Origin of the sequence: Agriterribacter sp. (assembly GCF_035497235.1) — a bacterium.
In the GTDB taxonomy this organism is placed as follows: domain Bacteria; phylum Bacteroidota; class Bacteroidia; order Chitinophagales; family Chitinophagaceae; genus Agriterribacter.
Window position 1 is genome coordinate 13,807 of the sequence record NZ_DATJEB010000022.1, and the last position, 19,877, is coordinate 33,683.

Genomic DNA, 19,877 nt, shown 5'->3' on the forward strand with positions numbered 1-19,877 from the left:
CCTTTATTCGTTTTCAAATAACTTTAACCCTCATTGCACAAAACACAATCCAAAAACGAAACACAGCAATTATGTCATATAAAACCATATCAACCTGCCTGTATTTCAGCTTATTAGCAACTTTCCTGTTATTCTTGCAGCCGGTTATGAGCCAATATAATTTTACAGGTGTGGATGATATGCTACAAAAAAATCAAAAAACTTTGGGCAAACAGGTTGTTGCCCTGGTTTGGAAAGACGGGAAGATCGTTTATAGAAAAGAGATTGGTGAAGATTTTAACGGTAAAATACAGGTACCCGTAGGCGCCAGCGGGCAATGGCTCACTGCCGCGGTTTCAATGATCTATGTTGATGAAGGCAAGCTCACTTTAGACACCAAAGCCGGTAAGCTCATTCCCATTTTAGCCCAATATATGAAGGCATATATCAACCTGAGGCACTGCCTTACGCATACCACAGGGCTGGAGGGCGAAAAAAGCGGTATCGGCAAACTCATCCCTAAATCCAAATTTGAATCGCTGGAGGAAGAGATCAATCATTTTGCAACAAAAAGAGCCATTGTAACCAACCCGCAAACAGAGTTTTTTTACAGTAATGTAGGAATGAATATTGCGGGCCGCATGCTGGAAGTGGTGAGCCGTAAAACTTTTGACCGGGTAGTGCAGGAAAAACTGCTTCGCCCTTTAAAAATGAGAAGCACTACTTTTTTCAATTACGATAATTTATACGTCAATCCTTCATCGGGGGCGCAATCTACCGCTAACGACTATATGAATTTCCTGGTCATGCTGTTAAACAATGGCATGTTTGAAGGCAAACGCGTGATGAGTGAAAAAGCCATTGAAGAAATGGAAAAGGCGCAGTTCACCAATTTACCGGTAAAGTATACGCCCAAAGGAACCGAAGGTTTGCATTACGGATTAGGCGCATGGCTAATGGAAGAAGACGCGCAGGGAAAGGGTACCGTACTCAGCAGCCCTTCTTTTATAGGTACCTGGCCCTATATTGACCGCAAAAATAATTATGCCGCTATTTTACTGCTAAAACCCCAGTCTGGCGAACAGGGAAAAGAAATGTACACGCAATTTAAAGCCGCTGTAGATGAGGCAGTACGAGGAAAATAGGATTGGATGAAGGGATGATATGAGGTGTCAGGTATCAGGGGAAACTCGTTTCAATCTGGGGTTATCGTTTATTATTGGTGGTTTATCATTTGTAGTTCCTGGTTGCATTTTGCTTCAGATTTCGAAATTCCGGCTTCGGGCTTTTGTTCCTCACTCCTGCTTAATAAACCCCCATTCTCCTTTGCGTACAGAAAGTGCATATACCGCACGATAAATATACCGCGCCACTTTTTCAATTCCTGCAACATGAATCAGTTCTGCGTCATCGGCAGGTGTATGGTATTGCGGATGTCCGCCTGTATGCAGCCCAATGCAGGAAATACCCTTGCGGTAAAAAGACACATGGTCCGACCCGCCAACTCCCCCGGCATGTACCACTACATTTAACCCTGAACCTTCACCAAGGCTTTTCATAAAATCAACACCTCCCGGAAAAGTTCCGGCGCCACCCATATACAACTGGTGTTCCGCATTCAGCCGCCCTACCATATCCATATTGAGCATTACTTTAATGGCAGATTGTGATACCGGAAGATGATCTGTAAAATACTGCGATCCCAGCAAGCCTTCTTCTTCCGCCGCAAAAGCCACCACAATTACACTGCGCTTCAACTGTTTCTGATTGCGCTGCAAAGCCTTTGCTATTTCCAGCAGAGCGGCAGTGCCAGAGGCGTTGTCGTCTGCGCCGTTGTGTATAGCAGTGGTATCGGGTTTTAATGAGCCGGTGCCAAAACCGCCATAGCCCAAATGATCGTAATGGGCACCCAGCACAATGTATTCATTTTGCAGTTGCGGATCACTGCCTTTTATTATACCCACTATATTTCTGGCAATAACTTTTTGCTGTCGGATATTCACTGATCCCGAAAGAAGCGCAGCGGATAAATAATAGTTTTTATCACCAGCCGTTGTTCCCGAAAATAATTTCGCCTGCATTTGCTGCCATACCTTTCGGGTAAGCTGAACAACGGGAATGGCTATAGGCTTGTCCCGGCGCGGACGCAATCTTACCAGCACATCTTTGCTATCCACGCTGTCGGGCGAAATGAGTATTACGCCTGCCGCTCCATTTTGCATGGCCCTTACTGATAGTGCATAATCCGATAAGCTGTCTGTTGCAGGATCTGCTGTTTTATGGCGCCAGAGCACTATCCAGCATGGCTTTGAATGCTGTTGCGCACTAAAAGCAATAGCGTTATCACCTGCAAACAATACGGGCGCTTCTAAGATAGCAGAACCTGAAAAAGGAAAAATGCTATACTGCTTATTCAGCAGAAGGCTTTCTTCGCTGCCTGCGCGGATAAAATTACCGCTTGCCGGGGCATCCAGCTTAACAATTACATCAAATGGCTGATCGTACTGCCCAAACAAAGGCAGTACACCCGATTTTGAAAAAGCAGTTTTAATGTATTGCCCGGCTATACTGTCTCCCTTCGTTCCGGGCCAACGGCCCTGCAATGCATCACACGATAAATATTCAATATGCCTGAATATATTTTTACCCTTAATGGAAGTTTGCGAATAAATGACGGAATAAAAAAACAGGGAAATGAAGAGCAAAAAGTATTTCATGAAATATTCGGGCATTCGTGGCAGAAAATACGTTATTTTATGATAAACATGACAGCAGCATATCTCATTTCAAATTTCAAATCATCATTTCAAATCTCTACCTCTTACAACACCTGTATCCCCGCATTAACATAGGGCTGCAAGAGTGGGTTTTCGGGCGGCAATTCAGTAGCCAGTATATCAATCTGGTGCAAACCGCAAATCCTTAAAGGCTGAACCGTATTTACCTTTTCGGAAATGGTAAGACAAACCGTTTTTTTGGCAGACTCAATCATGGCTTTTTTAATTTGTACCACTTCCCAGTCGCTGTCTGTAACCCCATGCTCAATATCAATAGAGTTAACGCCCAGCAGGCAAATATCCGCTTTGATCTGGCGGATAGCGGCAATAGCATCACCGCCTACCGTAATTTTTGAGTTCTTGGAGAGCTTGTCTCCTATAACAATTACATCAATATTGGGATGATTGGAATATTCGAGTATGGCGGGTATACTGCACGATACAAAAGTGGCCTTCAACTGCATAGGTAATATCCGCGCCAGTTCCATAATGGTGGTTCCGCCGGTTGTTAGTATAAACATCCCGTCCTGTATGAGACTAAGCGCTTTGGTGGCGATAATTTTTTTATGCGTATGTGAATATATTTTTTCGGAGGGATAGCCCACATGACTAAAGGAGCAGGATAAGGCGCCCCCGTGTACTTTAATGATCTTGCCTTCATCAGATAATTCCTGGAGGTCGCGGCGAATCGTATCTTCCGATACTTTCATCTCTTCGCTTAAACCGGAAGAAAGCACTTTGTTATGAATATTAACCTGGTGAAGGATAAAAGCCTGCCGTTCGCGTTTTAACATTTTCAGATTTGTTTCTGCCCAAAAGTAATAGAAATAAACGCAAAAGAAGCGCAATTAAGTTAATCCCGTTTTACATCCTTTTGGTTATCTGCGCTACAACCAATATTTTTGCTATCCTCAAATCTGAATAAGGATGGCAAACCGTGTTATACAATTTCGGGAAGCGCTGCGCGAAGCGATGAACGAAGAAATGCGTCGTGACGACCGTGTGTTTTTAATGGGTGAAGAAGTAGCAGAATACAATGGCGCTTACAAGGTAAGCCAGGGTATGCTGGATGAATTTGGTCCTAAAAGAGTGATTGACACGCCTATTTCCGAACTGGGTTTTACGGGAGTGGCAGTAGGCGCCGCGCAAAACGGGCTCCGTCCGATTGTGGAATATATGACCTGGAATTTTGCGGTATTGCCGCTCGACCAGATATTAAATACAGCTTCCAAAATGTTGGCCATGAGTGGCGGACAGGTAGGTTGTCCTATTGTTTTTCGCGGTCCCAATGGTTCTGCCGGTCAGTTAGGCGCACAGCATTCTACCGCGTTTGAAAGCCTGTATGCCAATATCCCCGGTTTAAAAGTGATCTCCGTTTCCAACCCATATGATGCAAAAGGCTTATTAAAAAGCGCTATCAGGGATGATGATCCCATTATTTTTATGGAGAGTGAAGTTATGTATGGCGAAAAAGGGGAAGTGCCGGAAGAAGAATATCTTATTCCTATTGGAAAAGCAGATATTAAACGCGCCGGAACGGATGTTACTATCGTTTCTTTTAATAAAATGATGAAAGTTGCACTGGGCGCGGCGGAAGAGCTGGCAAAAGAGAATATCAGCGCGGAAGTGATTGACCTCCGTACCATTCGCCCGTTAGACTGGCATACCGTTTTTGAATCGGTTAAAAAAACCAACCGCCTGGTAATTGTGGAAGAGCAGTGGCCATTTGCCTCCGTATCGTCTGAGTTGGCCTACCGTATACAAAAAGAGGCGTTTGATTACTTAGATGCCCCTGTGCGCAGAATTACAAGCGTTGACGCTCCCATGCACTATGCGCCCAACCTGGTAGCGGCTTACCTGCCCGATGTTCCCCGCACGGTAAAGCTGGTAAAAGAAGTAATGTACATCCGTAAATAATTTTTTCCGGATTCCGAAATAATATTTTTCCCGGGGTAAAGCGCTCCGGGATTTTTTTGAATACATTTGAATACTTCCCGATGAAAAAAAGTATATACATATTATTCTTTTTCCATTCGCTTTATTCATTCGGACAACAAAAGCTATCTCCTGCCGATACCATCCCTTTAATGACCGAAGTTGTTATTAAAGGATTCGAGTCGGACCGCCGCCTCCTGGAAACCCCAGTATCTGCCGGAATAGTAAGCCGCAGCGATATGCAACGTTTTTCCACAGCATCGCTGGTACCTGCAATAAATATGGTTCCGGGAGTGAGGATGGAAGAACGTTCTCCGGGCAGTTATCGTTTAAGCATAAGAGGTAGCCTGCTTCGCTCTCCTTTTGGTGTGCGGAATATAAAAGTATACTGGAATGACATTCCTTTTACCGATGCAGGCGGAAATACATATTTTAACCTGGCGGATCAGCACAGCATTGCTCAAATTGAGGTATTGAAAGGCCCCGGTGGAAGCATGTATGGGGCCAATACCGGCGGCGTTATTATTCTTCACCCGGATGAACCACCTTTTTTGCAGGAAAATATTTCCGCTGAGCATCATTTCCGCGCCCAGGTTACCGGCGGCTCGTATGGGTTGCTTGGCGAAAATGTGCAATGGAAGTACCAGGATAAAAACATAAGCTCATCCTTCACCCAAAGCCATCTGCAGTCGAACGGTTACCGGGAAAATACCCGCTTACGCAGGGATGTAATACAATGGAACGGATATGCCCGGGTATCTGGAAAAGATAAGCTGGACTGGATATTAATGTATGCAGATATGTACTACCAAACACCCGGCGGTTTGAATCTGCAGCAAATGCAGGAAAATCCCCGCCAGGCAAGACCCGGCACAGCTACCGCACCGGGAGCGGTGGAACAAAAAGCGGCTATTTATAACAAAACGCCGTTTGCAGGTATCAGCAACCGGCATCAGTTCAATAAAAACTGGAGCAATATTACTTCGGTAATGCTGGCGTATACCGATTTTAAAAACCCTTTTATTACCAATTTTGAAACCAGGAAAGAAACGAACCTCGGGTTGCGTACCAAAATGGTATACCATACCGCTGCCGGTAAGCACGATTTAAAGTTTACTGCCGGAATGGAGTGGTTGTATAACTATTCTGCCATCAATAATTACGGAAACCGCCGGGGAAAAGCCGATACGATTCAGTTTAAAGACAAAATACGGGCAAGACAGACATCTCCTTTCATTCAGGGCGAATGGATGGTAGGTAAAAAATTTCAATTGCAGGCGGGTATAGGTTCCAATTTCTTTATTTACCGTTATCAGCGGCTTACAGATACTGATGATTCAAAAAAGAAAAAGAAGCTGGATGAGCAGTTGCTGCCACGGTTAGCAGGGCTGTACCGTATTTCAGAAAACATATCTGTGTATGCTTCTGCAGGTAAAGGATTCTCACCGCCTTCTATAGCCGAAGTAAGACCATCGGAAGGAAGTTTTTACAGTAACCTGCAGCCCGAATATGGCTGGAACCGTGAAATAGGAATTCGCGGCAGGGCGTTGGCCAACAGGCTGCAATTTGATATTAGCGCTTACCGGTTCAGGCTGCATGATGCTATTGTAAGAAGAATAAACGATGTGGGTGCCGAATATTTTGTAAATGCAGGCGGAACCAATCAAAAGGGTATAGAAACCTTTGCCGAGTATGCGCTGGTACGCTACAGCGCTGCTTTTATTAAAAGTGCGAAACTCCGGGCAAGCATTACGCTGAATGATTTTTCATTTACGGATTACATGGTTGACAATAAGGATTATTCTGGGAATGATTTAACCGGGGTAGCCAAAACCATATGGTGGGGAGGTTTTGATATAACTACCAGGTGGGGGTTATATGTTAACGCCTCACTCACCTGTACTTCAAAGCTTCCTTTAAATGATGGCAGCACCTTTTACGCGCCTTCTTACGATATTTTGCTGGGCAGGCTGGGCTGGAAAAAACAATTCAATGCGTTTTCCGTTGAGTTTTTTACAGGAGCTGATAATGCGCTGAACCAGTTGTACAGCCTGGGGAATGATATTAATGCTTTCGGCAACAGGTATTATAATCCCGCCCCAAAAAGAAATTACTACGGAGGATTGATCGTAACGCTTTAAAAAATGCCGTTTGGTTCAATGGCTTGCGGAGTTTTTCCATCAGGGCGGCACTGAACTAAACGGCATCTGTTATGATAGCTTAAAATATGGTAGCTAAAGACGACATACCAACTGCGAAAAGGTAGCATAAACCCATACAAAACGCGGCTAACAAACCTAATTTGGCAACCAGTTTCCAGGTGGGCATTTCTACAGCATGATTGGCTTTAATTACTTGAGTTTTCATGGATGATTCATTTAGTTTTAGAGGATAATGATTAATTAACGCAAATGTAGCTGTCCGCAGTATGAAGTACAAGGTTTTTAAAGAAAACGGGTGAATACATGACTGAATTTTAGCATTTGATAAAGCAGTGAGTAGTGAGTAGTGAGTGGTGAAAAGTTGAGAAGCCCCCTGTATCCCTTACCCTACCCCGGAACCTGCAACCTGTAACAATCCCAGAACTCCCTCATAATAGCTTATTTTTGAAAATTAAAATTATTCTGTACTATGTCAAATATTCTGATCATTGACGATGAAAAAGCGATACGCAAGACGCTGGGGGAGATCCTTTCCTATGAAGGATACAAGATAGATGAAGCGGGCGATGGGGAGGAAGGACTGAAGCGGTTCAGGGAAAAAAATTACGATGTAGTGCTTTGTGATATTAAAATGCCAAAGATAGACGGCATAGAGTTTTTGGATAAAGCCAGGGAAATAAACCCGGATGTTCCCATTATCATGATATCCGGTCACGGCACTATTGAAACGGCCGTAGAATCTGTAAAAAAAGGAGCATACGATTACGTTTCAAAACCACCCGATCTGAACAGGCTGCTGATTACCATCCGCAACGCGATGGATAAAACAGACCTGGTTACCGAAACCAAAGTACTTCGCCGGAAAGTAATTAAGGTGGAGGAAATGATTGGGGAATCGGCTCCTATTTTAAAAATTAAAGAAACGGTAGACAAAGTAGCGCCAACAGATGCAAGGGTAATGATCATGGGTGAAAATGGTGTAGGCAAAGAACTGGTAGCACGCTGGATACACGAAAAAAGCAGCCGTTGCAAAAACCCGCTTGTTGAAGTGAATTGCGCCGCTATTCCGGGCGAGTTAATTGAAAGTGAACTGTTTGGTCACGAAAAAGGCTCCTTTACTTCGGCAGTAAAACAGCGCATAGGCAAGTTTGAACAGGCACATAGCGGAACCTTGTTTCTGGATGAAATTGGCGATATGAGCCTTAATGCCCAGGCTAAAGTGCTGAGAGCTTTACAGGAAGGAAAAATAACCCGCGTAGGCGGAGATAAAGATATTACTGTAGACGTGAGGGTAATAGCCGCTACCAATAAAGATCTGCTTCACGAAGTGGATGAAAAAAAATTCCGGCTTGACCTGTATCACCGGCTCAGTGTAATCATTATACATGTGCCTTCTTTAAACGAAAGGAAAGATGATATTCCCCTGCTGGTAGAAAAATTCCTTTCAGATATATGCGCTGATTACGGAATTGCCCAAAAAGTAATAACTGCCGATGCCTTAAAGGCCCTGCAGGAAAATAACTGGACGGGCAACATACGTGAATTACGAAATGTGGTGGAAAGGCTGGTTATTCTTTCCGGCAAAAACATCACAACAGAAGATATACGCAATTATGTACTTCGCGGTAATTAAGCCTTATGTTGAAAACAGCATATTGTATATGTGGTTTAGGTTCCGATGAAAGGATATTCAGCAAGCTGAACTGGGGCGGCACTACGGTGCATTATCTGCACTGGCTGATGCCCCTGCCTGCTGAAAGCCTTTCGGCATACGCCCTGCGAATGAGTGAACGCATCACCGAAAAAAACGCCACACTAATCGGCGTTTCCTTTGGAGGCATGTTAAGCATAGAGATTGCTAAAGTGGCGGCTATTCAAAAAGTGATACTCATTTCCAGTGTAAAAACGCACCATGAAATTCCGCGATGGATGAAGGCCTCCGGCAAATTGAACCTGGATGCTATTATACCTAAAGGCCGCCTTCACGCTATTCGTCCTTTAAAATTATTTGAACCCCTCGAAAACTATTTCCTCGGTGCGGTAACCGAAGAAGAAAAAAAACTGGCTCATGAATACAGGAAGCATATAGATCCCGTTTATCTTAAATGGGCCGTTCACCAGGTATTAAACTGGAAAAACGAATGGCTGCCTGAAAAACTATTTCATTTGCATGGTACCAATGATAAAATATTTCCCTACCCGCTGGTACATCCAACGCATACGATTGCTTCTGCCGGGCACTTTTTAGTGTTCCGCCACGCAAAAGAAGTGTCTGCTATTTTGAATGATATTATGTAGCCTGCAGGTATTTGCCGTTACATTTTATTTAACATAAAAAAGCATCGCTGCTGGTAACAACTTACTATAATGAACGACATATCGGCTTAATCAGCTATTTATACTATTTTTGGCAACTTCATAAAAACAGCGTTACATGAGTTTAGGCTTCACCCTTTTTATTTTAGCAACAATTGGTTCTCTTATTGGTTTATACGGCATGTTTAAAAAGGCGGCTATTGAGCCCTGGAAAGCCCTGATCCCTTTTTACAATACCTGGTGCATGGTAGAAAAAATGCCTTTAAAAAAATATTGGTTCTTTTTGCAGTTCATACCCATTGTGGGGCAGTTTATTACAATTTGGATATGCATCCGTTTTGTAGAACATTTCGGACGCTTTTCGTTGCTGCATCATGCCGCAACCGTGTTTCTTCCTTTTTTGTATTTTCCCTACCTGGGATATTCTAAAAACGAAAGGTATGCAGGCAATGCCGTAGTAAAGAATTACAAAAAATCTGCTGCAAGGGAATGGATTGACGCCGGCGTTTTTGCGGTAGTGGCAGCCACTATCATTCGCACTTTTATTTTTGAGGCCTATGTTATTCCTACCGGCAGCATGGAAAAAACGCTGCTGGTAAACGATTTTTTGTTTGTTAGCAAGATGAGCTATGGTCCCAGGCTTCCCAATACGCCTTTAGCTATTCCTTTTGTACACCATACCGCACCCATAACAGGAGGTAAATCTTATTTAGAATGGATTAAACTTCCTTACAAACGTTTATGGACTACCCCGTTAAAACGCAATGATGTGGTGGTATTTAATTATCCCGTTGGCGATACGGTAATAGGCGAATACCAGTCGAACCTCAATTACTATGATGTATTGCGGGATCAGTACGGTGGCAACCGCGAAGCCCTGCTGCAAAGAGATGATATTATAGTACGGCCGGTAGACAAAAGAGAGAACTTTATTAAACGCTGTGTGGGTATACCGGGAGACACCCTGCAATTAAAAGAAGGTATTTTGTATGTAAATGGCCAACCGGGATATGTGCCGGAGGCCTCCGCCACTTTTTATAATGTGCAAACCAAAGGACAATATTTTGATGAAGATGTTTTAAAGGAAGATTTTCATGTAGAAACCAACCCGGAAAGACAACAGTTGCTCGTTGGCAATAATATGAACTATATGATTGACCTGAGCGCTGAAGAAGCGGAGCGCATGAAAAAACTGCCTTATGTAGAAAGCATAGTTAAGGATGTAAAACAATTCAACCCCGGTGTGTTCCCCAACGATACGGCACATTATAAATGGAGTGAAGATTTTTACGGACCGGTTTGGGTTCCCAAAAAAGGCGCTACCATTACGCTTACACCCGAAAACATAGCTTTTTACAGCAGGGTTATTGCTGTTTACGAGCATAATACACTTGAAGAAAAAGGCGGGCAATTTATCATCAATGGCATAGCAACCAACCAGTATACTTTTAAAATGGATTATTACTGGATGATGGGCGATAACCGCCATAACTCCCAGGATTCCCGTTTTTGGGGCTATGTACCCGAAGATCATGTAGTAGGGAAAGCCTCACTAATATGGTTTAGCTGGGATAGCGGCCCAAGATGGAAGCGGTTGTTTAAAGCTATAAAATAGTGGTAAGTGGTAAGTGATAAGTGATAAGTTGTAAGGCACAATTAGCCTGAATCATCTAACCAAAAAACCTTCAGTTGAAAAAAGAACAGATTTCTTTTTCTTACGAAGTATTAAATGCTATTGAGTTGCTGCCCGAAGCCGACCAGGAGCTGTTAAAGAAAGCCAGGGAAGTAACCCAACTTGCTTATGCTCCCTACTCCCGGTTCTTTGTAGGTGCCGCTGCCATATTACAAAACGGGAAAATCATTACGGGTACCAACCAGGAAAACGCGTCCTCTCCTGTGGGTTTATGCGCCGAAAGAGTATTATTATCCGCCGCCGCTTCCTTATATGCCGGTATACCTATACAAACAATCGCCATCAGCTATTTCAATAAAAAGAACGGTAAAAGTGAACATCCCGCGGCGCCCTGTGGCATTTGCCGTCAAACCCTCCTGGAGTATGAACTTCGTCAGCAGCAACCTATCCGGTTGGTTTTGGCAGGAATGGAAGGGAAGGTATTTGTGATCAATGATGTAAAATCGCTTCTGCCCTTATATTTTTCCGGTGCGGATATGCGATAGTATTATTTACCCCAAACATATACATTACCGGTAATGCTTGGTCATTTATTTTCAGCTTGTGCTTCCGTGTTTTCTGCAATCATTTTCCTGATAAGTGAGATTTGCCCTAAATGATAATAGCTGTGCTCAATAACGCCTTCTATATTCCGCAGGTAATTTCCATACTTTTCATCTGCAAATGGTTCGTCAAACCGTGAGTCTGTTATTTGCTCAACCTGCGCGGCAAATTTTTCAGCATTGGATAAAAAATCATCCACTAATTCTTTCCATTCTCTTTCTGATTGTATAGGCAGCAAATCAAAACTGTATTGATCGCGAATTTCAAGTTTTCCTCCATGAAGCACATTCAGAAGTCCGGCCAAATAATAGTTAACATGAAAAGTCAGCGCTGCAATCGTATTTAAAGTGCCTATTTTTTGTATCGCTTGTTTCCAGGTTATACGCAATAATTGTTCTTTGTAATTCGTATTTGCAATCCAATGCCCGTTAAGCAGAACTTCTCTAAGTCTGTTTGCAACAAATATACTCCTGGTCATTCTATGATTTCTGTTTTGTATTAGTCGGGGATGTCATAAGCTGGCTTGTCGCTAACAACACAATACCAACCATCTCCTGCCAGAGAAAACGGTTGGTATAGGTTAAACCGGTTCCGGTTATTTTTTCATCATTCTCCGAGCGTACAATACCACGTGCACAGCAGCGAAAATGAGCGAAAAATAAAAAATAACATTATCGGCTCCGTTGGTCACATGATGATGTACAAAAGCTATGACAATTAAACATACAGACAAAATCAAGCCGCTTAAGCCTACTACCTTGTTTGCCTGTGTTACTGTTCCGGGCTGCCCGCCGGAAAGTTTACTGTGGTAAATGCCATACCAAAGGTAAATATCAAAGCCTATGATCATCCATAAAATCAAACGGATCCAGGTATCCAAAGGCAGAAAAGCCATCATAAAAAAGCAGGTAACCACACCCAGAATAGGGACAAGCGGTACCAGCGGCGTTTTAAATCCGCGGGGAGCATCGGGCATTTTTACCCGCATCACCCATATACCAATACATACCAGTATAAACGCGAACAAAGTGCCGATACTGGTCATCTCCCCTACTACCCTTGCAGGCACAAATGCGGCAAACAAACTTACCAGCAGCATAAACATTAAATTGCTTTTGGCAGGGGTTTGAAATTTAGGATGCACGTTAGAAAATATTTTAGGCAATAACCCATCCTTGCTCATACTGTAAAACACACGACTTTGCCCCATAAGCATCACTAATATTACAGAAGCATAACCGCCCAGGATAGCTACTATAATAGCGCGGTTCAGCCAGGGATAATCCGGGTGAATTGCACCGGCGCTGTCCGCTTTACCCATATGCTCAATAGCCACTGCCACGGGTGCTATACCATCCTGTCCTCTAAAAGAAGTATAGCTGGTAACGCCCGTCATTACGTGCGCAAAAAGGATATATAGTATGGTACAAATAACTAAGGAGCCTAATATACCAATTGGCATATCTTTTCTGGGATTTTTGGCTTCCTGCGCCGCCGTACTTACCGCGTCAAAACCAATATAGGCAAAAAATACTACAGCCGCCGCCCTGATCACTCCGCTAAAACCAAACTCTCCAAAATTGCCTGTGTTTTCAGGAATATAGGGTACATAATTTTCTTTATTGATATATTGCCACCCTAATATAATAAACACCAATACCACGCTTACTTTAAGCGCCACAATAATAGAGTTAACCCATGCACTTTCCTGTGTTCCGCGTATGAGCAGGGCGCTTACCAGAACCACTATTAACACAGCCGGGAGGTTAATCAGCCCCCCATCCCATGGACCCGCAGTTAGTGAAACAGGTAAAAAAATATCGAATCCTTCTAAGAACCTGGTCAGGTACCTGCTCCAGCTTATACTTACTGTAGCGGCGCCAACTGCGTATTCCAATACCAGGTCCCATCCAATAACCCAGGCAATAAACTCGCCCATGGTAGCATAGCTATAGGTGTACGCACTGCCGGCTACCGGTATCATGGATGCAAACTCTGCATAACATAATCCCGCAAAAGCGCAGCCCAATGCCGCTACCATAAATGAAATAGTAATAGCAGGACCAGCCTGGTTGGCTGCCGCTATGCCTGTAATAGAAAATAAGCCTGCACCTATAATGGCTCCAATACCTAAAGCTACCAGCGCCCAGGGTCCTAATGTTCTCTTTAAACTTCCCGGCCCGGTATCCTGGGCTTCAGCAATTAATCCTGCAATTGGTTTTTTTATAAATAAACTCATAGCCTTAGTGGGTATTTAAAGTAAAATTTTTCCGGTCTGGGAAATTAAGTGTGAAAAATAATGATTTCTGCTCAATTCAGGAGAAACTTTGCCGGTTTTATATTGGCATCCTTCAAAAAAGGATGATTTCTTTTTCATTAACCGTAAACTTTCTGTTAGTTTTGAAACTTACCAGCCCTTTTAGTATTATATGAATACCCGCAGTTCAGGATTCTTAGCGCTATCCCTTTTCACCATTGTTGCTGCGCTGCATTTCTTTCATTTCGAACACTGGATCACGCTTCCTGACAAAGTATTATTTATAAGCCGGTGGCTTTTGATTATAGCCCTGGTACTATTTGCCTGGTTTAAGAAATCACTCACTACCTGGATATTTGTGGCTATGACCATTGGAGTAGAAATAGGGCTGGATTTCCCCGCCTTCTCTCAACATCTCCGGTTCCTGAGCACCATATTTTTGCGCCTTGTAAAAACCATTGTAGCGCCCCTGTTGTTTGCTACATTAGTGGTAGGTATTGCCAGTCACTCCAACCTCAAACAGGTAGGGCGTATGGGCTGGAAGTCTATTTTATATTTTGAAATCGTTACCACGTTCGCGCTCATTATCGGGCTCCTGTTTATAAACATCACCAAGGCCGGGGTAGGCATCGAAGTACCCGCCGCTTTACTTAAAGAACTACCGGTTGCCGTGGAAAAAACATGGCAGGATCATATTGTAGACATCTTTCCTGAAAATATTATAAAATCTATTTATGAAGGCAGTGTATTGCCTATTGTAGTATTTAGTGTGCTGTTTGGTATCGCGCTTGCCAAACTGGCCCCCCACCGTAAAAAGCCAATGCTGGAATTTTCAGAGAGCCTGGCCGAAACCATGTTCAGGTTTGTGCATATTATCATGTATTTTGCTCCTTTTGGCGTAGGGGCAGCTATTTCGGTAACCGTTGGCCATTTAGGCCTCGACATTCTGAAGAACCTGGCGTTGCTGCTGGTCACCCTGTATTTAGCCTTATTTGTTTTTCTGCTACTGATATTATTACCCATATTACTTTTTATAAAAGTGCCGGTTAAAAAATTTATCCAGGCCATAAAAGAACCGGTTTCAATTGCTTTTGCCACTACCAGCTCCGATTCGGCACTTCCGATTGCTATGGAAAATATGGAAAAATTTGGCGTGCCCCGGAAGATCGTAGCCTTTGTTATACCCACAGGCTATACATTCAATTTAGATGGCACTACTTTGTATCTCTCTTTGGCTTCGGTATTTGTGGCACAGGCGGCAGGCATTGACTTATCCATAGGAGAACAATTAATGATCGGGTTTTCGCTGATGCTTACCAGTAAGGGAGTGGCTGCAGTACCCAGGGCATCACTGGTGATCCTGATTGCCACGGCTTCTACATTTGGATTCCCCATTTGGCCTATTATGGCTATTTATGGCATTGATGAACTCATGGATATGGCGCGCACTTCAGTAAACGTAATTGGAAATACCCTGGCAAGTTGCGTAATAGCACGCTGGGAAGGTGAATTTGACGATGAAAAGGCACTGGCATTTCAGCCTGACTAATCATTTTTAACCTTTCTTTTTAATATTCTGTTAAGAAAGCAAATAAAACTGATCATTTATTTGGACAGATATTGCAATTTTGCCACCGAAATGGAAAAACTTCAAAACACAGGTATGATTAAAAGAATTATTGGTACGGCTATTTGTATTGTAATGAGCTATGCGGTATTTGCACAGGAAGAAGAAATCAAATTCAAAATCCTTAACCAGTATGAAGAAACCCTTAACAACGCGGTTATTACCGTGGGCGGTAATACCAGCGAGTACCTGGCGAATGATAGCGGCTATTTCACCATCAAAGCGCAACCTTCCGATGTTGTGGTAATCAGCCGCAGCGGATACAATGATTTCCCGTCATCCATAGCTGAAATTAAAAAAGACCAACCCATAACACTTCATAAAGATTTTTCCTGGAAGGATCTGATGAACCCCATGTTCTATATTATTAATGGGGGACTCTGGCTTTTATTATTTATTGTATTTGCCGAAACCGGTTTGTTTGTAGGTTTCTTTCTTCCTGGCGACAGCTTGCTTTTTGTAGCGGGCATATACAGCAGCAGCCTCGTACATGAGTTCTTTAAAGCATTTGGTATAGGGCATATCCGGAATGAATGGGTAGACCTGTTGCTGATGACAGCGCTCATTTCCCTGGCAGGTATTATAGGCAATATGGTAGGCTATTGGTTTGGAAGAAAAATAGGGCCAGCCATGTACAGTTGGAAGGATCGCTTTCTTTTTAAAAAGAAATACCTGAATGACGCCCATGATTTTTATGAAAAGTATGGCGGAGGCGCCGTAATATTTGCCCGCTTTTTACCCATCATACGCACTTTTGCACCCATTGTGGCAGGCATTGTTCAAATGGAGCGGAAGAAATTCATGTTTTACAATATAGTGGGCTGTATAGCGTGGGTGGTTAGTATGATATTTGCCGGGCATTTTTTGCAGATATGGGTAAGAAAACAATTTGGTTTTGAATTAAGAGATCACCTGGAGGTAATTGTTCTTATTATTGTGCTGGTAACAACCCTGCCCGTAGCCATAAAGCTATTATCCGGCAAAAAAAAGCCAAAAGCAACCGTTTAAATTCAGCGCCCCATGCCCCAACCCAAAAATGCGATTTTTAATATTGCCGTAATAGTAGCGGCGCTGGGTTATTTTGTTGATATATATGATTTGCTGCTTTTTGGCATCATTCGCATTGAAAGCCTGAAAGACCTGGGGCTTTCGGAAGCGGCATTATTAACCGATGGGGAAACAATTTTGCAATGGCAGATGTGGGGATTGCTGCTTGGCGGCATTATCTGGGGTGTAATGGGCGATAAAAAAGGAAGGATCAGCGTATTATTCGGTTCCATTATTTTATACTCTTTGGCCAATATCGCCAATGGTTTTGTGCAAACAGTTGATCAGTACAAATGGATACGGTTTATTGCCGGATTAGGATTGGCGGGGGAACTGGGCGCCGGTATTACGCTGGTATCGGAGCTCACTGCTAAAGAAAAAAGAGGTATTGCTACATCAATGGTTGCCGGGCTGGGCTTAACAGGTGCTGTAGCCGCATTTTTTGTCAAGGAAAACTTTCACTGGCGCACCTGTTATTTTATTGGCGGCGGATTAGGGCTTTTATTGCTTTTGCTGCGGATATCTGTTTTTGAATCGGGCATGTTTCACGAGGTTAAAAAAATGAATGTAAAACGCGGCAGCCTGATTATGTTTTTCAATAATGCGGAGCGGTTTAAAAAATACATTACCGCTATATTAATAGGCTTACCTACCTGGTTTGTTATAGGTGTGCTGGTTACTTTTTCAAGTGAGTTTGGTAAGCATATGGGCATAACTGAAAAAATTGACCCCGGAAAATCCATCATGTTTGCCTATGTGGCTATTTCGCTGGGTGATATTATTATTGGATTTGTAAGTCAATGGTTCAAAAGCCGCAAAAAAGCGCTGTATGTTTTTTATATGATTACAGCCTTCTTTATGATCCTGTATTTTACCGTTCAGTGGAATGGATCGGCAGCGCGAATGTACTGGATATGCGCAGGACTTGGCTTTGGTACCGGGTTCTGGGCTATATTTGTTACCATGGGGGCAGAGCAGTTTGGCACTAATATAAGGGCAACGGCTGCCACAACCATACCTAATATGATCAGGGGAATGCTGGCGATCTTTATTCTTCCCCTGTTCCAGGGATTGCGCAATGTTACCAGCTTTTATACCGGCGGATGGATTTCGGCCGTTATTATTATGGCTATTGGTACCAGTGCTATCATCCTGACAAAGGAAACTTTTAACAAGGATTTGAATTACGTGGAGGAATGAAGGATGTGCAGGGGGTGAATGGTGAATAATCAATAGTGAGTAATACCACCGGGATATAAATGATTAATATAACTTGCCTGTTCACTGATCAACTAACCAACCGGCATCCATGAAATTACTCATCATCCGTTTTTCTTCCATTGGCGATATTGTATTAACCACACCGGCAATCCGTTGCCTCAAACAACAAATTCCCGGCGCTGAAGTGCATTTTCTGACCAGGACAAAGTTTAAAGCGGTTACAGTTGCCAATCCCTATATTGATAAGTTTCATTATTTTGATAAGGATATTAAGCAAACGATCCGGGATATCCGGAGGGAACAATATGACTATATTATTGACCTGCATAAAAACTGGCGTACCCTGCGCATTTTCCTTGAAACAGATATGCAAACAAAGTGGCTGAGCTATCGTAAACTTAGTTTGCAAAAATGGCTGTTAACCAAACTGGGCATTAATACCATGCCCGGCATTCACATTGCTGAACGAAGTCTTAATACCCTTCTTCCACTGGGTGTAAAAGACGATGGAAAAGGATTGGATTATTTTATACCCAAAGCCGAAGAAGTAGAAATAACCGAATTGCCTTTATCGCATCAAATGGGTTATATTGCTATTGTTATCGGTGGTTCTTATTATACCAAAAAAATGCCGGTATACAAATTACAGGAGCTTTGCCTGCAAATACAACATCCCGTGGTGTTGCTGGGTGGCAATGAAGATATACCGGAAGGAACGGCAATAGCTGCTGTTGACCCGGTAAAAATATATAACGCCTGTGGCAAGTTTTCGCTCAATGAATCGGCCGATATTACCCGGAAGGCCAAACTGGTTATTTCGCACGATACCGGCTTACAGTATATTGCCTGCGCTTTTCAAAAACCGGTATTAGCTGTATGGGGTGGCACTTCGCCCAAATTGGATGTGGAGCCCTATTACGGCAGCGCATCAACGCAAAAGCACACCAATTTTATTGTGCCTGCGCTGCCCTGCCAGCCCTGTTCTAATTATGGCACAAAAAAATGTCCCAAAAAACATTTTAAATGCATGCATTTGCAGGATGTGGCTGCCATGGCCGATAAAGTAAAAAGTATGATTTGAGTAACCGGTTATAAAACTATCTTTATAATACCCAGGTAATCCAGCAGCAGCACGGCGCAAAATGCAAGAATAAAGAATACCAGTGCAATTTCTCCCCACCTGTTATAGCCTCGCTTCACAGGCGATTTATAAAGCAGTCCGGCGGTTACCAGTATAAGTACACCCAAAGAAATAACGGATAGCCCGAGAAAAAGAAACTGTTCAAATGTAAATACAGCTATAAACATACCGGCCAGCGTAAGTAAGCTTCCGGTGGCTTTCAAAGGTGAATTAAGATACTTTAGCATAGCGTAGGATTACAGGATGAATTTTTACTCTCTAAAAGTATCCCATTCACCCCATACCATCAACAACAGCCCTAAGTCATTTGCAAAAATCTACCTTACATCAATAGTCATTGCCGCTTTCACCGGCAAATACAGCTATGCTAATATAAACAGGAGAAAAAACATGGTATTACCTGGCGTAGTCGCCGGTCCATTCGCCTTCCTTATTAAACATGTTAATACCGCTGTCCGAATCGGTACAGGCAAATATGCCCGTCCATTCATCGTTCAAATCAAAATAATTGTAGGTGTTATTGTCTGTTTGAACCATATAACCGGTCCATTTTCCTTTCAGGTCAAAACACAGCATCACTAATTGATCTCCGCGCACATAGTAGCCCAGGTGATTGCCTTCTTTATCAAACAAATAATATCCCAGCCAGTTACCATTCATCAAGGGGTTCAAACTCAGTGAACGCAGGGGGTTCAGTAATTCATTATAGTGGGGATTGATCTTCGTGTTTAATTTCGGATTGATCAACGCGTTACTGCCCGGGTTAATGGCGGCATTGGAATAAGGGTTCAGATGCCAGTTAAACTGCGGATTGATCTTCAGGTTTTTCAGGGGGCTGATCCGTTCATTAGAATAGGGAGATAAGGTTTGATTGAGTTGCGGGTTCCTGTTAAATGGAACCTGTGCGTAAGCGAACAGGGAGAGGGTAGCGAATGCAAAAAGTAAAGCCAGCTTCATACGCGTTAATTTAAGTTTACCGGGTACAGTGTAGGATACAGAATGAGGGTTAAAGGTTGCAATAAGGCATTGGAAAACTTAAATATAGTCAGAAATGGCATGGTAAAAAAATGGGGTGCATTCCAAATTATCGTTCTGATTAAAGGCTGGCAACCTTTGCAACAAAATGGGATGCACCCAAAATACTTTTACAACAGTGTGAGCTACATTCAGCAGGTGAAT

General features: G+C 43.0%; 18 protein-coding genes. 11 read left to right on the forward strand and 7 right to left on the reverse strand.

From position 1 onward, the window contains the following. Window positions 1-146 precede the first annotated feature (146 nt). Window positions 147-1,124: a serine hydrolase domain-containing protein gene (locus VL121_RS06310; protein WP_325403314.1), complete on the forward strand. Its 978-nt coding sequence runs from the start codon at window positions 147-149 to the stop codon at window positions 1,122-1,124. A 150-nt stretch (window positions 1,125-1,274) separates the two neighbouring features. Here VL121_RS06310 and VL121_RS06315 read toward each other — a convergent pair whose 3' ends face one another. Next, window positions 1,275-2,696 carry a M20/M25/M40 family metallo-hydrolase gene (locus tag VL121_RS06315; protein WP_325403316.1) on the reverse strand — a complete coding sequence of 474 codons (1,422 nt, stop codon included), beginning with the start codon at window positions 2,694-2,696 and terminating at the stop codon, window positions 1,275-1,277. A gap of 104 nt (window positions 2,697-2,800) precedes the next feature. Next, window positions 2,801-3,550: a DeoR/GlpR family DNA-binding transcription regulator gene (locus VL121_RS06320; RefSeq protein ID WP_325403319.1), complete on the reverse strand. Its 750-nt coding sequence runs from the start codon at window positions 3,548-3,550 to the stop codon at window positions 2,801-2,803. A gap of 133 nt (window positions 3,551-3,683) precedes the next feature. Between VL121_RS06320 and VL121_RS06325 the strand changes: the two genes are divergently transcribed. Next, entirely contained in the window at window positions 3,684-4,673 is a 990-nt protein-coding gene (locus tag VL121_RS06325) for a pyruvate dehydrogenase complex E1 component subunit beta (protein WP_325403321.1), read from the forward strand. Window positions 4,674-4,753: 80 nt separating this feature from the next. Then, window positions 4,754-6,832 (forward strand): TonB-dependent receptor, encoded by a 2,079-nt coding sequence (locus VL121_RS06330; protein ID WP_325403323.1) that lies wholly within the window; start codon window positions 4,754-4,756, stop codon window positions 6,830-6,832. Window positions 6,833-6,911: 79 nt separating this feature from the next. Here the strand turns inward: VL121_RS06330 and VL121_RS06335 are convergent, their stop codons facing one another. Next, the gene (locus VL121_RS06335; protein ID WP_325403325.1) at window positions 6,912-7,058 is read right to left on the reverse strand and encodes a hypothetical protein; all 147 of its coding nucleotides are present in this window, start codon (window positions 7,056-7,058) and stop codon (window positions 6,912-6,914) included. A gap of 264 nt (window positions 7,059-7,322) precedes the next feature. Between VL121_RS06335 and VL121_RS06340 the strand changes: the two genes are divergently transcribed. From VL121_RS06340 to VL121_RS06355, 4 genes are all read left to right on the forward strand, one after another. Then, window positions 7,323-8,486, forward strand: a complete 1,164-nt coding sequence (locus tag VL121_RS06340) for a sigma-54-dependent transcriptional regulator (protein ID WP_325403327.1) — start codon at window positions 7,323-7,325, stop codon at window positions 8,484-8,486. 5 nt (window positions 8,487-8,491) lie between these two features. Beyond that, complete coding sequence (locus VL121_RS06345) at window positions 8,492-9,151, forward strand: alpha/beta hydrolase (protein WP_325403329.1); 660 nt, start codon at window positions 8,492-8,494, stop codon at window positions 9,149-9,151. A 136-nt stretch (window positions 9,152-9,287) separates the two neighbouring features. Then, window positions 9,288-10,784, forward strand: a complete 1,497-nt coding sequence (lepB, locus tag VL121_RS06350) for a signal peptidase I (protein WP_325403331.1) — start codon at window positions 9,288-9,290, stop codon at window positions 10,782-10,784. A 74-nt stretch (window positions 10,785-10,858) separates the two neighbouring features. Next, window positions 10,859-11,347: a cytidine deaminase gene (locus VL121_RS06355; RefSeq protein WP_325403333.1), complete on the forward strand. Its 489-nt coding sequence runs from the start codon at window positions 10,859-10,861 to the stop codon at window positions 11,345-11,347. 41 nt (window positions 11,348-11,388) lie between these two features. Here the strand turns inward: VL121_RS06355 and VL121_RS06360 are convergent, their stop codons facing one another. Then, entirely contained in the window at window positions 11,389-11,883 is a 495-nt protein-coding gene (locus VL121_RS06360; protein ID WP_325403335.1) for a DinB family protein, read from the reverse strand. Window positions 11,884-12,000: 117 nt separating this feature from the next. Beyond that, window positions 12,001-13,644, reverse strand: a complete 1,644-nt coding sequence (locus tag VL121_RS06365; protein ID WP_325403337.1) for an amino acid permease — start codon at window positions 13,642-13,644, stop codon at window positions 12,001-12,003. A gap of 190 nt (window positions 13,645-13,834) precedes the next feature. Between VL121_RS06365 and VL121_RS06370 the strand changes: the two genes are divergently transcribed. From VL121_RS06370 to VL121_RS06385, 4 genes are all read left to right on the forward strand, one after another. After that, a complete protein-coding gene (locus tag VL121_RS06370) occupies window positions 13,835-15,211 on the forward strand; it encodes a dicarboxylate/amino acid:cation symporter (RefSeq protein WP_325403339.1) in 1,377 nt (458 codons plus the stop codon). Window positions 15,212-15,325: 114 nt separating this feature from the next. Next, window positions 15,326-16,297 carry a DedA family protein gene (locus VL121_RS06375; RefSeq protein ID WP_325403341.1) on the forward strand — a complete coding sequence of 324 codons (972 nt, stop codon included), beginning with the start codon at window positions 15,326-15,328 and terminating at the stop codon, window positions 16,295-16,297. 12 nt (window positions 16,298-16,309) lie between these two features. Then, complete coding sequence (locus VL121_RS06380; RefSeq protein ID WP_325403343.1) at window positions 16,310-17,536, forward strand: MFS transporter; 1,227 nt, start codon at window positions 16,310-16,312, stop codon at window positions 17,534-17,536. 109 nt (window positions 17,537-17,645) lie between these two features. Next, window positions 17,646-18,638 (forward strand): glycosyltransferase family 9 protein, encoded by a 993-nt coding sequence (locus VL121_RS06385; RefSeq protein WP_325403345.1) that lies wholly within the window; start codon window positions 17,646-17,648, stop codon window positions 18,636-18,638. Between the two features lie 8 nt (window positions 18,639-18,646). Here the strand turns inward: VL121_RS06385 and VL121_RS06390 are convergent, their stop codons facing one another. Continuing rightward, window positions 18,647-18,925, reverse strand: coding sequence for a hypothetical protein (locus tag VL121_RS06390; RefSeq protein WP_325403347.1), 279 nt, complete (start codon window positions 18,923-18,925; stop codon window positions 18,647-18,649). Window positions 18,926-19,094: 169 nt separating this feature from the next. Beyond that, window positions 19,095-19,655, reverse strand: a complete 561-nt coding sequence (locus VL121_RS06395) for a hypothetical protein (RefSeq protein ID WP_325403349.1) — start codon at window positions 19,653-19,655, stop codon at window positions 19,095-19,097. Window positions 19,656-19,877: the final 222 nt, after the last annotated feature.

What these genes read in the sequence shown, in the direction of transcription:
- VL121_RS06310 (WP_325403314.1), top strand. Translation starts at nt 147, where the DNA reads ATGAGCCAATATAATTTTACAGGTGTGGATGATATGCTACAAAAAAAT.
- VL121_RS06315 (WP_325403316.1), bottom strand. Translation starts at nt 2,696, where the DNA reads ATGAAATACTTTTTGCTCTTCATTTCCCTGTTTTTTTATTCCGTCATT.
- VL121_RS06320 (WP_325403319.1), bottom strand. Translation starts at nt 3,550, where the DNA reads ATGTTAAAACGCGAACGGCAGGCTTTTATCCTTCACCAGGTTAATATT.
- VL121_RS06325 (WP_325403321.1), top strand. Translation starts at nt 3,684, where the DNA reads ATGGCAAACCGTGTTATACAATTTCGGGAAGCGCTGCGCGAAGCGATG.
- VL121_RS06330 (WP_325403323.1), top strand. Translation starts at nt 4,754, where the DNA reads ATGAAAAAAAGTATATACATATTATTCTTTTTCCATTCGCTTTATTCA.
- VL121_RS06335 (WP_325403325.1), bottom strand. Translation starts at nt 7,058, where the DNA reads ATGAAAACTCAAGTAATTAAAGCCAATCATGCTGTAGAAATGCCCACC.
- VL121_RS06340 (WP_325403327.1), top strand. Translation starts at nt 7,323, where the DNA reads ATGTCAAATATTCTGATCATTGACGATGAAAAAGCGATACGCAAGACG.
- VL121_RS06345 (WP_325403329.1), top strand. Translation starts at nt 8,492, where the DNA reads ATGTTGAAAACAGCATATTGTATATGTGGTTTAGGTTCCGATGAAAGG.
- lepB (WP_325403331.1), top strand. Translation starts at nt 9,288, where the DNA reads ATGAGTTTAGGCTTCACCCTTTTTATTTTAGCAACAATTGGTTCTCTT.
- VL121_RS06360 (WP_325403335.1), bottom strand. Translation starts at nt 11,883, where the DNA reads ATGACCAGGAGTATATTTGTTGCAAACAGACTTAGAGAAGTTCTGCTT.
- VL121_RS06365 (WP_325403337.1), bottom strand. Translation starts at nt 13,644, where the DNA reads ATGAGTTTATTTATAAAAAAACCAATTGCAGGATTAATTGCTGAAGCC.
- VL121_RS06370 (WP_325403339.1), top strand. Translation starts at nt 13,835, where the DNA reads ATGAATACCCGCAGTTCAGGATTCTTAGCGCTATCCCTTTTCACCATT.
- VL121_RS06375 (WP_325403341.1), top strand. Translation starts at nt 15,326, where the DNA reads ATGATTAAAAGAATTATTGGTACGGCTATTTGTATTGTAATGAGCTAT.
- VL121_RS06380 (WP_325403343.1), top strand. Translation starts at nt 16,310, where the DNA reads ATGCCCCAACCCAAAAATGCGATTTTTAATATTGCCGTAATAGTAGCG.
- VL121_RS06385 (WP_325403345.1), top strand. Translation starts at nt 17,646, where the DNA reads ATGAAATTACTCATCATCCGTTTTTCTTCCATTGGCGATATTGTATTA.
- VL121_RS06390 (WP_325403347.1), bottom strand. Translation starts at nt 18,925, where the DNA reads ATGCTAAAGTATCTTAATTCACCTTTGAAAGCCACCGGAAGCTTACTT.
- VL121_RS06395 (WP_325403349.1), bottom strand. Translation starts at nt 19,655, where the DNA reads ATGAAGCTGGCTTTACTTTTTGCATTCGCTACCCTCTCCCTGTTCGCT.